The organism is Pontimicrobium sp. IMCC45349 (assembly GCF_047219225.1).
Taxonomy (GTDB): domain Bacteria; phylum Bacteroidota; class Bacteroidia; order Flavobacteriales; family Flavobacteriaceae; genus IMCC45349.
Genome location: NZ_CP178208.1, coordinates 2,194,725 through 2,208,906 on the forward strand (window position 1 = coordinate 2,194,725; position 14,182 = coordinate 2,208,906).

Below are 14,182 nucleotides of genomic sequence, written 5' to 3' on the forward strand. Positions count from 1 at the left end.
AGTAAATAAGCTTTAGTTTAAACCTTTGAAAAAGCAAAAAAATGCGAAATCGTTTTAGGGAAAAAGAACTGAGATTTTTAGAAAGGATAGTTTATACCTATGTTGTAAACTGCGTGTCCAAAATTAAAATCATTAAACCAGCGATTTTGGTCTCTATATGAAGGATCATATGCTTTAAAACCAGTATCAAGTCTAAAAATGAAAAAGTCAAAATCATAGCGAAGTCCAAAACCTGCACCAATAGCAATGTTTCTTAAATCGTTAAAACTATCAAATACAGCATCCTCATCCTCAACGTCATCTAGAGTGTTCCAAATATTACCAGCATCAATAAAAAAGGCGCCATTTAAATCTCCAAAAATATTATATCTATGTTCTAAGCTTATAGCTATTTTCATGTTAGCTTCATTAAACTCATTATTGCTGTCTGAACTTCCTGGGCCAAGGTTGTAGGCTGTCCAAGCTCTATTGTCATTTGCTCCACCAGCAAAGAAACTTTTAGAAAAAGGAATACTAGAAGAGTTGCCGTAAGGAATAGCAATCCCAAAAAAGTTACGCATTGCAAGAACATTGTTATTCCCTAAACTCCATAATTTGATGTAATCAAATTCAGTTTTAATGTATTGAGAAAAAGCTACGCCAGATATTTCGTAACGATCATCTTCATTTTTGCTTAAACCAAATAATTTTGAAGCACTGGAAAGCATATTTCCAGCCATCTCAACTTTAAATCTAAAAATAGAGAAGTCTTCGTCAAAAACATTTTCTCTTTTATCTTTTAAGTAGCTAAAATTAGTAGCCAGTATTAAGTTGTTTTCGGTTAGTCTGTCTTTACGTTCGTCAATGTTGTTTACTGTTTGGTAATCTGATGGGTTTGAGTCTTCAAATGCTTGGTCTTGTAATACCAAATCCATAAACGCATCTGCTGACGATTGAATTAAACTTTGATTTCCGTTACTGTCAGTCTCTATAAATTCTGGTGGTGTATTATATGTATTTAAAGCTATATTTTCTAATCGATTGAAAGAATTTTGATAAACACTAAAATAATTTCCTGGATTTAAATTTCTAACATATTGTGCGTTAAATAAGTCAATACTATTAGTTACTGTTTGTGAGGGTAACCATCTATAGTTAAAAACACTGTTTAATGTTTGTTTATCTAGTCCAATGTTTTTTTGACTTGTGAAACCCATACTAATCCTAGTAGATGGGGACATGTACTTAGGGATGATTTTTTCGGTATTTATTGGGAAAAATAATCTAGGAATATTTAGTTTAATATCAGCACCTAGTTCGTTAATATCAAAAAACTGAGAGTCGTTTTCTGCACCATCTTTTGATGCTCCTATAGAGCCTATTGCCGATATCTCTAATGTTTCAGCACCTTTAAAAACATTTCTAGTTAATAAAGAAATGCTACCCGAAAAACCAACAGTTTGAATGTTACTTTGCGAAACGTTTAAGTCAAAACCTAAGCCATATTTTTTCTTAGGTGTTAAAAAAATATTAGCTGTTAGCGTTGTGTCATTTTCGTTTTCAATATACTCAATATTTGGATATTTAAAGGTTTTCAATTCATTGAGGTAGCGGTAACTTCTTGTTCTGTCAATGTCTCTAAAAATGTTCCCTTTTGTTATTAATACAGCATCAGTTATAGCTTTAGGTTTATATTTCATTTTACCATAACTATAGAGGTTGTATCCTTCAAAATTTATAGAGTCTTGGATAGGTTTTTCTCTATTTTCAAAAGCATCATCTGTAATAATATTTACCTCTTTTATTTTATAAATTTTAAATGGAGTTGTAGCAATGGAATCTTCGTTTCTTATAATTCTATCTTGAATTTGAATATCTATATTTACTTTTTTATTAGTGTCAATAGTGTCATTTTCAAAGCGAATGTAGTCTTGCGAAAAATGAAAAACTCCAGAGTTTCTAAAATTAGTTGTTAATCGCTCACGTTCATTTTCAAAGTTTTGGAAATTGAATTGTTCACCTTTTTTTATAAGAGAAAACTTTTTAGTTTTTTGATATAAACTATCGATAATTGGAGATGATATAGAAGATGAAATTGAATCCAAGATATAAGGGTCTCCAGTTTTTACAAAATAATCTATAGTTGCTCTTTTGTTTTCAAGCGTATTTACTTTATAGGTAACTTCTCTGTCAAACCATCCATTCGCAAAATAGTAACGCTCAAGATTAAGTTTAGATTTTTTAGTTTTTAAGGAATCAATTATTACTGGAGCTTCTCCTGTTTTTTTTAACCAGTTATTAAAACCAAGAGCAGAAATTTTAAGTTGATCTAGTTGTTTTTTTGATAGTTTTTTAGTGAGCCTTTCTCTTCTTTTAGGGTTTTTATCTAACCAAACTTCAAATAAACTATCTCTATTTTCTCTAGCTAAGTTATATATATGTAAGCGTAAGGGTAAACCTAAAAGAGTAGCATTTTCTTTTTGTAAAATAAGATTGTTTAAATCTTCATTTTTTTTCTTTTTATCATCAACAGTTATTGATGTTTGGGTAAGTAAATGTTCTTTCTCTCCAACTCTTTTTACAGCATCACAGGATACAATTAAGCAAGTAGTTAATATAAATAATGATATTTTTGCAAGAGTTTGTTTCAACAACCAATAAATAAATTTAGATTTACTGTCTAAAGCTAATAATAGCTCAAAAGTACATTTTTTCAATGTTAAGTAAAAGCCAAATAAAGCTTATAACGAGTTTAAAACAAAAAAAGTATAGATTACAACATCAGTTATTTGTGGCTGAAGGTGTAAAAACGATTCAAGAACTTTTAAACTCAAATATAGAGTTACATCAACTTTATACATCTACGTTAGATTTTGATGTTCCAGATGTTTTACAGACTAAAATTTCTGAAAATGACTTAAAAAAGATTAGCTTTTTAAAAACACCTAATACAGCATTAGCTATTTTTGAAATACCAGAATCTAAACCAATAGATTTTAATAGTTTAATTGTAGCTCTTGATAATGTAAGAGACCCAGGTAATTTAGGGACTATTATAAGGTTGTGTGATTGGTTTGGAGTAAAAAACTTAGTGTGTAATACTGAAACGGTAGATTGTTATAATCCTAAGGTTATTCAAGCAACAATGGGATCAATTAAACGCGTAAATATTACTTATACTAATTTAGAAAATCTTATTGATACAGGTAATGAAGTTACTTTTGGAGCATTTATGGATGGAAGTAATATTTATAATATGGATTTGCCTTCCAAAGGAATATTAGTCTTGGGCAATGAAGCCAATGGAATTCAAGATAGGGTTGAAAAGAAAATAGATAAAAGAATATCTATTCCAAGATTTGGAAATCTTCAAGAAACCGAAAGTTTAAATGTAGCAAATGCTGCGGCTATATTGTTAAGCGAGTTTAAGCGTCGTTTTACTGGAAAGTAAAATTAAGAAAAACACCTCTAGTTTTCATGCTTGTAACATTACTTGTCCAAGGACTATTTGGGTCAAAATCTCTTACAATTTCATCATTAAACGAAAATACTCCACGAATAGATGGTGTAAACTTAAACCAAAATAGATAGAGGTCTATTCCAAATCCAACCTCGTAAAATAAAGTACTTTTTTTAGCTCTAAATTGTCCTACACTATTGTCGTCAGGATTGTCTTGATTACTAGATAAGTTTAATGCTGTTGAAATACCACCAACTACAAAAGGTTTGATGTTATTTACTCTTTTTGTTGAAAACTTCACCAATAGAGGTACGTGTATGTATGTTGAACGAACTTCTCTAAACAAATCAGAAGCGTTATACTCCATGCCATTAAAGTAACTAGGATCATAATTTAATTCTCTCTTAGAAATTACTAAACCAGGTTCAAGTCTTAAATCTATATAGTCGTTAATACGCATATTACCTATTAATCCAACATTAAATCCAAGGGTTTTGGTTACTTGAATGTCTTTTAAATCTTGTTCGTAATCAAAATTAAAATCGTAACTATTAAAGCCTAAATAATATCCCCAAGAAAATTTTGGTTTATCAAAATTCTCATTGTTTTTAATTCGTTCTTTACTAAATAATTGGGCATTTGCAGAAGACGCAATTACTATAAAAGCTATTAATAAAACTACTTTTTTCATATTACTTTTTAGAGGCTGTATAAATTGTTGCTACACCAAAAGTTTGAGGTAGCGCTGTTGCATTAATAAACCCAATTTTACGTAAAATATTGTTAAGAGCTTCTCCATAAGGAAAAACAGAAGCAGATTCACTTAAATATGAATATGCAGATTTATCTTTTGAAAATAACTTTCCAATCAATGGCATAATGCCTTTTGTATAAATGTTATAACCTTGTTTAAAAGGCGTTTTTGTAGGTACAGAAGTTTCTAAAATCACAAAAATACCATTAGGCTTTAATACTCTTAATATTTCTGAAAGCCCTTTTTCTAAATTTTCAAAATTTCTTACACCAAAGGCAACTGTTATCGCATCAAAAGAATTGTCTTCAAAAGGAAGGTTTTCAGAGTCACCCATAATCATGTCAATAACATTGTTTAATTGATGTTTAGCTACTTTTTGTCTACCAACTTCAAGCATACCTTCACTAATATCTAAGCCTACAATTTTTTCAGCTTTTGTTTCAGCTAGGTTAATGGCAAGGTCTCCAGTTCCAGTGGCAATATCTAAAATACTTTCAGGGTTTGTTTTAGAAACAATGTCTACAACTTTACGCCTCCATTTAACATCTATTCCAAAAGAAATTACACGATTTAAACCATCGTATTCCTTAGAAATATTATCAAACATTTTAGCAACTTGTTGTTTTTTGCCTAAATCACTGTCTTTGTATGGTTTTATTTTTTCTGACATTAAAATTTTTAACCTAATAATTATTAAGTGCAAAGAAATGGAATTCATACACAAATCCCTAAAAATAACTTATATTTGCTTATCTTTTTAATTAAGAATTAATGAAAATTATTATTGCTGGCGCTGGCGAAGTCGGATTTCATTTAGCAAAACTTTTATCATACGAATCACAAGAAATTACACTTATAGATCCTAAAAAGGATAGTTTGATTTATGCCGATACTCATTTGGATATCAAGGTAGTTAAGGGTGATGCAACCTCTATAGAAATATTAAGAGATTCAAGAATTGAAAATGTTGATTTATTTATTGCTGTAACATCATCTGAAACAACAAATATTACTGCTTGTGTGCTCGCTAAACAGTTAGGGGCTAAAAAGACTGTTGCTAGAATATCTAATACTGAATTTATAGATTTAAAGGATGAGGTAGGATTTACTAAATTTGGAATAGATGAGTTGATTTCACCAGAATCTTTAGCAGCTGCAGAAATTGAGTTGTTATTAAATCAGTCAGTCTTTAATGATACTTACGAGTTTGAAGATGGTGCATTAACAATGTTAGGTTTAACTTTAACCAAAGATGCAGCGATTGTAGATAAATCGGTAAAAGATGCAGCTAAGCTTATTCCAGATATTCATTTTGTGCCAATAGCAATCCAACGTTTTGGTTCGCATTTAACTATTATTCCAAGAGGAGATACAATGTTAAGAGAAGGAGATCATGTGGTATTTATGACTTCTAAAGGAGGTGATGAAGAGTTGTGTAATCTTACAGGTAAGTTTAAAGTCGATATTAAAAATGTAATGATTCTTGGAGGTGGTAAAATTGGAAATAAAACTGCTAGCGATTTAACAGACAATAGATTCAATATTAAACTAATTGAAAAGGATAAAGAGCGTGCGTTTGAACTTGCTGATCAACTTCCAAATGCATTAGTGATTAATGGTGATGGTAGGAATGTAGAATTATTACAGGAAGAGAGTATTAAAGAAATGGATGCCTTTATTTCTGTAACTGGAAATTCAGAAACTAACATAATGTCTTGTCTAGTTGCTAAATCTAAAGGGGTTAAAAAAACCATTGCTTTAGTTGAGAATATGGATTATTTTGAGTTATCACATTCTATTGGTATTGATACTTTAATTAACAAAAAGTTATTAGCAGCTAATAGTATTTTTAGATATATCAGAAAAGGAGAAGTAGTAGCAATGACTAAGCTTAGTAACATGGATGCTGAGTTGTTAGAATTTGTTGTTAAGCCTACTTCAAAAATCTGTAATAAAGAAATTAAAAATTTAAATTTCCCACTATCAGCTATTATTGGAGGAGTTATTAGAGATGGAGAAGGTTTAATAGCTTTAGGCGATTTTTATATTGAAGCAGGAGATAGAGTAGTGGTTTGCTGTTTGCCTAAATCAATTAAAAAAGTAGAGAGTTTTTTCTACTAATTATTAGATTCAATGAGGCTTAATTACAAAATTATTTTTCACTTTTTTGGTCTGCTGTTATTATTTAATGGTGGCTTTATGTTATTAGCTACTCTTGTAAGTTTTTTATACGAGGATGGTATAACACTTAATTTGTTGTTTTCTGGCTTAGCTATTGTGGTTTTTGGTGCTATTGCTATGTTTTTTACAAGAAACCATACCAAAGAAATGAATAAGCGTGAAGGTTATATTGTAGTAACTTTTGGTTGGATTGTAATGACATTATCGGGAACGTTGCCATATTTGCTAACTGGTTCTATTCCTAGTTTTACAAATGCTTTTTTTGAAACTATTTCAGGTTATACTACAACAGGTTCTACAATATTAAATGATATTGAAGTACTACCCAAAGGTATTTTGTTTTGGAGAAGTTTAACGCATTGGATTGGTGGTATGGGAATTATTGTATTAGCAATTGCCATATTACCATTGTTAGGTATTGGAGGAATGCAGCTTTTTGCAGCTGAAGCTCCTGGACCTAGTGCAGATAAGTTACATCCTAGAATTACTGATACTGCTAAACGTTTATGGCTGATTTATTTTGGTTATACAGCAGCAGAAACGATTTTACTTAAAGTAGCAGGAATGTCCTTTTTTGATGCCTTAAATCACTCTATGTGTACGCTGTCTACTGGAGGTTTTTCAACAAAAAACGCCAGTGTAGCTTATTGGAATGGACAACCAATAATTCAATACATTATCATTTTATTCATGTTTTTGGCTGGAACAAATTTTGTATTGAGCTACTTTGCTTTTAAGGGTAAGGTGCAAAAAATAATTAAGGACGAAGAGTTTTTATTGTATTTCAAATTTATAGGTGTTTTTACAATTATAGGTGCTTTAATTATTTATTTTAATGCTGATGTTTCACAATCTTCAATTGAGCATCCTATGGTTTGGGGTGAAGGCGAAAGTGCTTTTAGGCACTCTTTATTTCAAGTATTAGCTATTATTACAACTACAGGTTTTGTTACTGCAGATTATACGTTATGGACACCATTTTTAGTGGTTTTCTTTTTCGGTTTAATGTTTTTAGGAGGATCGGCTGGTAGTACTTCTGGAGGTGTAAAAGTAGTAAGGCATTTAATGATGATTAAAAATGGTTTTTTAGAGTTTAAAAGAACGTTGCATCCTAATGCTATTTTGCCTGTTAGATATAATAAAAAAGCAGTAAGAGGAGATATTGTCTTTAATATTTTAGCTTTTTTTATACTGTATATGTTATCCTTTATTATAGGTTCTTTAGGCTTTTCAATGTTAGGTTTAGATTTTGAATCAGCAGTTGGTGTTGCAGCCTCTAGTTTAGGAAATGTTGGTCCAGCATTAGGTGATTTTGGTCCAGTTGATAATTTTTATAACATGCCAACCGCTGGTAAATGGTGGTGCTCTTTTTTAATGTTAATTGGACGTCTAGAACTATTTACTGTACTCATTTTATTAACTCCTTTTTTCTGGAGAAATAGATAAAAACTACATTTTTTTTAAGAAATTCGAATTTGTGTTTTTGTTAGAATCTACCTGATTTCCCATAGTTTTTTGTGCTCCAAGCTTTATTGTTTGACTTATTAGTTCTGTAACATTTTTTTGAGTTACACGTCTTATTTGTATAACCAATTAAAATTAAAAGTATGGAAACTAATGTATTAAAAGAAGAAATTGAACCTTCCCCTTTGAGTTGTAATAACCTATCATTTTTTTATAATGAAGGATTATTAAGTTCAAGTTATAAAGAAGAAACAAAAAACAATTTCTTCAATTCAAACCCAAAATCAATTTTTGGAATTAAGCAACGTATAAAAAGTAAACAATACCAATTCACTTCATCTGGTGTTGGGGCAATTTTAAAGCTATCCATTTTTGTTTTAGCATTTGTTGCACTAAGCTAATTCTTAGTTAAAAAAGACCTTAAACTGCGTCTAGAGTAATTTACTCAAAACCTTTTATATAACTCAATTAATCTATATAGCATTATATAGATAGGATTGGTATTGAAAAAAAATAACACTTTAAATAATAAGAATTATGGGATTTGGTGGTGCAGCTTCAATGAATGTTAGCTTAAAAAATAATAGAAATCTATTGTCAAAGAGAGATAGGTTTAAAAATAGGTTAAGTGGTAACACAAAAGGTAAAAGCGTTACTTACAATTTGCCCCAAGCGAAACCTCATGTTTTAAAGGAAATTAGAGAACGCATAAAACGAGAACAAAAAGATAGACAAAAGAAAGTGGTAATGATTGTGTCATTATTACTATCTATAGCAATTGCAGGCTTAATTTATTTAAACGACAATCTGTTAAGTTGGATATAATTTATTAGTTAGTATTTATCAGTTTTTAACTGATGAGCATAAAAAAACCGCTAAAATAATTAGCGGTTTTTATTTATTTATTTATTATGGATGTAATTAACTTACAACTTCTTTAATTCTTTTAAGTGCTTCTTTTAATTGCTCTTGTGAGGCTGCATATGATATACGAATACAATTAGGGTTACCAAATGCATCTCCAGTTACAGTAGCTACTAATGCTTCTTCTAAAAGGTAAAGAGAAAAGTCTGTAGCGTTATTTATTGTTTTTCCTCTTAAAGTTTTTCCGAAGAATTCAGAAACATCTGGAAATACATAAAAAGCACCTTCTGGAGTGTTGGCATTAAATCCGTCAATATTATTTAGTAAGTCTAAAACTAAATCTCTACGTATTTTAAACTCATCAATCATATATTGTACTTTAGAAGGCGAAGCTTCAAGAGCAGTAATTACTGCACGTTGAGCAATACAATTTGCGCCACTGGTAATTTGCCCTTGCATTTTATTACAGGCTCTAGCGATTTTTTCTGGAGCACCAATAAATCCAATTCTCCAGCCAGTCATTGCAAAAGCTTTAGAAACACCATTTACTGTAATAGTTCTATCATACATATCTTCAAATTCAGCCATACTTGTATGACCATCAGAGAAATTAATATGCTCATAAATCTCATCAGAAACTACATAAATATTTGGATGCTTTTGTAGTACATCTGCTAAAGCTCTTAATTCCGCTTTGCTATATACTGAACCGCTTGGGTTACATGGTGAGCTAAACCAAATCATTTTTGTTTTTGGTGTTATAGCAGCTTCCAATTGCTGAGGTGTCATTTTAAAATCGGTTTCGATAGAAGTTTTAACTTCAACAGGAACACCATCAGATAATTTTACGATATCAGAATAACTAACCCAATAAGGACAAGGTAAAATAACTTCGTCACCTTCATTTAACATTACTAATGCAATATTTGCTAAACATTGTTTTGCACCAGTGGAAACAACAATTTGAGAGTGATTATATGTTAAGTTATTGTCACGTTTAAATTTAGTAATTATAGCATCTTTTAACTCGCCATAACCATCAACAGGAGTATAAGAATTGTAATTGTCGTTTATAGCTTGAATTGCTGCGTCTTTAATAAAATCTGGAGTATTAAAATCTGGTTCTCCAAGACTTAATCCAATTATATCTTTTCCTTCAGCTCTTAATTCTCTAGCTTTTGCTGCCATTGCTAATGTGGCAGATGTTGACATGTTTAAAATTCTCTCCGAAAGTAAACTCATGATTTTTTGTTGGTTGTGTTGTTTCTAAAATTATTAAGCAAGACTAGGTTTTTGTCCTAATACCTTAAGTTGGTTATAGTGTTCAGCTATAGCTTTCCAAATAGTGTTGTATTCATTATAAGGTAAACTAAACTCGTTAGCTGTTTCTTTTACAATTTTTGCAATTTTACTATAATGAATATGGCTAATATTAGAAAATAAATGGTGTTCAACTTGTCGGTTTAAACCACCAGTGTAAAACTCAACTAACCAGCTTTTTGGAGAAAAGTTAGACGTGGTAAATAGTTGGTGGATTGCCCAAGTGTTTTTCATATTTCCATTTTCATCAGGTAAAGGCATTTCAGTATTAGGCATTACGTGCGCTAATTGAAAAATTACACTTAATATAATACCAGCTGTATAATGCATAATGAAAAAGCCTATTAATACTTGCCACCAAGTGTAGCCTAAAGCTATCGGTAAAACCACCCAAATTGAATAATAAACTATTTTTCCAATAATTAACTTAGTCCATTGAGTAGCTGGATTAGGGAAATCACCATAAGATAATTTTCTTTTTAAGTATTGATAAGTTTGTTTGAAATCTGTAGTAAGTGCCCAATTTACAGTTAAGAAACCGTATAAAAAGAACGCGTAATATTTTTGATACTTATGGATTTTATACCATTTTGCATGCTTAGAAAATCTAATAATTCTACCAGCATCAATATCTTCGTCATGCCCTTGAATATTGGTGTATGTATGGTGTAAAACATTATGTTGAACTTTCCAGTTGTAGTCATTACCAGCTAAGATATGAATACTACTTCCCATTAATTTATTTACCCATTTTTTACTAGAAAATGAACCGTGATTTGCATCATGCATAACATTCATTCCAACTCCAGCGATACCAATACCTATTATTATTAATGATAAGACTTGTGCCCAAACAGGAAGGCTAACAGTAAGTAGTAAAACTAAAGGTCCTAAAAGAAGGGTGAACATGATAATTGCTTTAGTGTAAAGCTTCCAGTTACCTGTCTTTTTAATATTATTTTCTTTAAAATAATTGTTGATGCGCTTATTTAGGGTTCTAAAAAACTTAGCGGAATCATTTCTTGAGAAAGTTAAAACTTGTTTTGTCATAATAATATTGTAACGTGCTATTAGGCGTTTAAATATAAACGCCAAATATAATTAATAATTGACTTACCTAAGTTTACTTTTTAAATAATTATACACATTAAATAACTATTTTTGCACAAAACTTAAAACTTATGGATTTAATCCTAAAATACTTTCCTAACCTAACCGAATTGCAACAAGAGCAGTTTTCGAAGTTGTATGACCTGTATTTAGATTGGAACTCTAAAATTAATGTAGTTTCAAGAAAGGATATTGAAGAGTTGTATTTACGTCATGTTTTACATTCGTTAGGAATTGCTAAGGTTATGGAGTTTAAAGATGGTGCTAGTATTATGGATGTTGGTACTGGAGGAGGTTTTCCAGGAATTCCGTTAGCTATACTATTCCCTAATTGTAAGTTTCATTTAGTGGATAGTATTAATAAGAAGTTAAAGGTAGTAAGTGGTGTGACTGAAGCATTAGAATTAACAAATGTTAAGGTATCTCACAGTAGAGTAGAAGAGATAAATGAAACATACGATTTTATTGTGAGTAGAGCAGTTACAGCAATGCCAAGGTTTGTAAGTTGGATTAAGAATAAAGTTGCAAAAAAGAGTAATAACGAATTGAAAAATGGTATTCTATATTTAAAAGGAGGTGATTTAAGTGAAGAGCTGGAAAGTTTTCCTAAAGCAACACTTTATAATCTTACTGATTATTTTAAAGAAGATTTTTTTGAAACTAAAAAAGTGGTGCATTTACCTATTAAATATAAAAGGAAATAAAAAAGGGGCAACAACTGTTGCCCCTTTTTTATTTCCTTTTATAATTTAAACTAGAATGCCATTGAAAGGTTTACAGTTAGTCCTGTTGCTTCAGGTACAAAACGACATACTCCACCAACACATACAAGTCCAGCACGTTGTCTACCATAATTCAAACCGAGTCTAGTAGCACCTTTAGTGTAGCTTCCTCCAACATTGTAATAGTGGGTTTTTTCTGTGTCTTTGTCCTCTCCATCATTATAAATGTCATTAACATAAAACGAAAGTTTAGAGCTTAAGTTAAATTCTAGAGTACCACCAATCCAATTATGATCATCAGAATTAGACCACATTTTTTGAGCTTCAAATCTAAGTGATTTTCCTTTACCCATTTTGTAAGTGGCTTCACCTACGGCAATATTAGTTTTTATTGTTTCAGCTGTGAAGATTCCAAGAATCTCTTTCTGATTAGAGTATTGATTTACATAATAAAATATTGAATTCCATTTTGAGTTCCACTTCTTTCTTATTTCAACACTAAAATCTGAAAAATACTTTTCTCCAAAACCTAAAAATTCAGTTTCATAATTTGGGTTAGAAAAATCTGTATCGTAATCGGCTTTAAGACCAGCATAATAAGAAGCGTTGAAGGCTAATTTTGTACCATATTTCCCACCTAAAGTAGTTCCTTTCTTTATTTTATAAAAGAAATCAACTTGTCCGCCAATTTCACCTGACTTATATACGCCTGCATCATAGACATAGTTAACGACAGCTTGTGGTTGATATACGAATATATTTGTAAGTAAATAGTCGTGTTGTTTGGTTAAGGCAGGTACATAATTTATTAAATTTTCTAAGAAAACATTTCCAGCTGTTTCTCTGTCAGAATAAAAAGCCATGTTTTCTAAACGTCTAAAAGTGGCGTCTAAACCAAGCCCTTTTTTAGAGAAACCTGTGTTAATTAATAAAGCATTACCTGGTTTAACAAAATTATCTGGAAATCCCAAGTTTTGAACAACTAAATCATCACTTTTAGATACATATTCTGCGCCAGCATAAAAGCTTCCTTGAGAAAAATCTATACGACCTGAAAAAGCATTTGTAAGTTCGTCAAATTCTGGGTCAACAATATCAGTGCTTTCTTTTCTTCCAACATAACTTAGTCCAACACTTAAAGCAGATTGTTCAAATTTTAATAAAGTTGCAAGATCTATATCTGTATCAAAACCAAAAATTTCTCCTTCTGAAGTTTCAAATCCAACACGTTGTTTACCATATAAGGCTGTTAAAGAAACAAAATTTGCTGGTGAGTAAGTTACCTTACCTCCAAGAAGAGCATTGTTGATTCCTAACTGCCTATCTTCCCAGTTTCTTAGTATTAAACCACTGCCAAATTGTGCGTAAAAATGTCCAGCAGTAACATCTAACTTAGAGTTTCTATAGTTTAAGGAGTATGTTCCTAAATTAGTTCCTTCAAAATTTGGTGAGTAATTTAAAAGAGCAAAAGGTTCATAAGATTCTAATTGAACTGAAGCAGTGAAGTTTTTTAAAAAATTATAATCTAATTTTAAATAGTTATTAAATCTAATATGTTCGTCACCATCTTGGTTTTCTTCATCATAAAAAGGTCCTGTTTTACTATCGTCATTATACCAAGCAGCATTAGTTTCAAGTCCTATGGTAAGGTTATCTATAAGTTGAGCAAAAATGAATTGCCCAGAAAAGCAAAGAGTTAATGCTAATATTAGTTTTTTCATTTGGTTTGTATATTGATTGGTTAAGCTAGTTGATTTACTTTGAATGTTTTTTTATTATCTCATAAAGGTCGTCTTCACTTCCTGGAGTATAACCACTATGTCTATAAACGATTTTTCCACTTTTTACAACTATTATGTGTGGTAATGTAGAAATGTTTAATGCGCGTTTTAAATCTTGATTGTCATCAATTAAAATTTGGTATTCCCAACCTTTACCATTCACTAATGGTTTTACTCTTTTTTTAGTTCTTGAGTCGTCAGTTGAAATTGCAACAATTTCTACGTTAGTTTCATCTTGCCAATCATCATAAACATCACTTATTGCATCAAGTTCGTTAATACAAGGAACGCACCAAGTAGCCCAAAAGCTTAGTACTTTTACATCGTCAGAATTTGCGAGTTCTTGAATAGAAATTGATTTGCCATCTAAATTTTTAAGGTTAATGTTTGGTAGTTCTTGAGCATAACTAAGTGTGAACGTAAATGCACAAATTAATAGGAAGATTTTTTTCATTATTAATATATTTTAATTAGAATAATAGAGAATTTTATTAAGAAGTTGCAATATTAATACCAAAAGTTTAAAAAAATGTTATATTTGGCGAAT

13 protein-coding genes are annotated in these 14,182 nt (G+C 30.6%); 6 read left to right on the forward strand and 7 right to left on the reverse strand.

Going from position 1 to position 14,182, the window contains the following annotated elements:
- Positions 1 to 77: 77 nt before the first annotated feature.
- On the reverse strand, positions 78 to 2,630 hold the full coding sequence (locus ACLII3_RS10230; protein WP_412984132.1) for an outer membrane protein assembly factor: 2,553 nt from the start codon (positions 2,628 to 2,630) through the stop codon (positions 78 to 80).
- A gap of 65 nt (positions 2,631 to 2,695) precedes the next feature.
- Between ACLII3_RS10230 and ACLII3_RS10235 the strand changes: the two genes are divergently transcribed.
- Positions 2,696 to 3,430, forward strand: coding sequence for a TrmH family RNA methyltransferase (locus ACLII3_RS10235; protein WP_412984133.1), 735 nt, complete (start codon positions 2,696 to 2,698; stop codon positions 3,428 to 3,430).
- On the opposite strand, the gene ACLII3_RS10240 is transcribed toward ACLII3_RS10235, so the two are convergent.
- Both ACLII3_RS10240 and ubiE read right to left on the reverse strand, forming a co-directional pair.
- Complete coding sequence (locus tag ACLII3_RS10240) at positions 3,417 to 4,130, reverse strand: porin family protein (protein ID WP_412984134.1); 714 nt, start codon at positions 4,128 to 4,130, stop codon at positions 3,417 to 3,419. The genes ACLII3_RS10235 and ACLII3_RS10240 overlap by 14 nt on opposite strands.
- A gap of 1 nt (position 4,131) precedes the next feature.
- The gene (ubiE, locus tag ACLII3_RS10245; protein ID WP_412984135.1) at positions 4,132 to 4,863 is read right to left on the reverse strand and encodes a bifunctional demethylmenaquinone methyltransferase/2-methoxy-6-polyprenyl-1,4-benzoquinol methylase UbiE; all 732 of its coding nucleotides are present in this window, start codon (positions 4,861 to 4,863) and stop codon (positions 4,132 to 4,134) included.
- 101 nt (positions 4,864 to 4,964) lie between these two features.
- On the opposite strand from ubiE, the gene trkA reads away from it, so the two are divergent.
- The 4 genes from trkA to ACLII3_RS10265 all read left to right on the forward strand — a co-directional run bounded on the left by trkA (position 4,965) and on the right by ACLII3_RS10265 (position 8,663).
- On the forward strand, positions 4,965 to 6,314 hold the full coding sequence (trkA, locus tag ACLII3_RS10250) for a Trk system potassium transporter TrkA (protein ID WP_412984136.1): 1,350 nt from the start codon (positions 4,965 to 4,967) through the stop codon (positions 6,312 to 6,314).
- Positions 6,315 to 6,326: 12 nt separating this feature from the next.
- Positions 6,327 to 7,820, forward strand: coding sequence for a TrkH family potassium uptake protein (locus tag ACLII3_RS10255; RefSeq protein ID WP_412984137.1), 1,494 nt, complete (start codon positions 6,327 to 6,329; stop codon positions 7,818 to 7,820).
- Positions 7,821 to 7,981: 161 nt separating this feature from the next.
- On the forward strand, positions 7,982 to 8,239 hold the full coding sequence (locus tag ACLII3_RS10260) for a hypothetical protein (RefSeq protein ID WP_412984138.1): 258 nt from the start codon (positions 7,982 to 7,984) through the stop codon (positions 8,237 to 8,239).
- A 136-nt stretch (positions 8,240 to 8,375) separates the two neighbouring features.
- Complete coding sequence (locus tag ACLII3_RS10265) at positions 8,376 to 8,663, forward strand: hypothetical protein (RefSeq protein ID WP_412984139.1); 288 nt, start codon at positions 8,376 to 8,378, stop codon at positions 8,661 to 8,663.
- A gap of 96 nt (positions 8,664 to 8,759) precedes the next feature.
- On the opposite strand, the gene ACLII3_RS10270 is transcribed toward ACLII3_RS10265, so the two are convergent.
- Both ACLII3_RS10270 and ACLII3_RS10275 read right to left on the reverse strand, forming a co-directional pair.
- A complete protein-coding gene (locus ACLII3_RS10270; RefSeq protein ID WP_412984140.1) occupies positions 8,760 to 9,944 on the reverse strand; it encodes a pyridoxal phosphate-dependent aminotransferase in 1,185 nt (394 codons plus the stop codon).
- 33 nt (positions 9,945 to 9,977) lie between these two features.
- Positions 9,978 to 11,072, reverse strand: coding sequence for a fatty acid desaturase family protein (locus tag ACLII3_RS10275; protein WP_412984141.1), 1,095 nt, complete (start codon positions 11,070 to 11,072; stop codon positions 9,978 to 9,980).
- 131 nt (positions 11,073 to 11,203) lie between these two features.
- Between ACLII3_RS10275 and rsmG the strand changes: the two genes are divergently transcribed.
- A complete protein-coding gene (rsmG, locus tag ACLII3_RS10280; RefSeq protein WP_412984142.1) occupies positions 11,204 to 11,836 on the forward strand; it encodes a 16S rRNA (guanine(527)-N(7))-methyltransferase RsmG in 633 nt (210 codons plus the stop codon).
- A 50-nt stretch (positions 11,837 to 11,886) separates the two neighbouring features.
- Here rsmG and ACLII3_RS10285 read toward each other — a convergent pair whose 3' ends face one another.
- Both ACLII3_RS10285 and ACLII3_RS10290 read right to left on the reverse strand, forming a co-directional pair.
- The gene (locus tag ACLII3_RS10285; protein WP_412984143.1) at positions 11,887 to 13,575 is read right to left on the reverse strand and encodes a DUF6029 family protein; all 1,689 of its coding nucleotides are present in this window, start codon (positions 13,573 to 13,575) and stop codon (positions 11,887 to 11,889) included.
- Positions 13,576 to 13,609: 34 nt separating this feature from the next.
- Entirely contained in the window at positions 13,610 to 14,089 is a 480-nt protein-coding gene (locus ACLII3_RS10290; protein WP_412984144.1) for a TlpA family protein disulfide reductase, read from the reverse strand.
- Between the last annotated feature and the right edge of the window lie 93 nt (positions 14,090 to 14,182).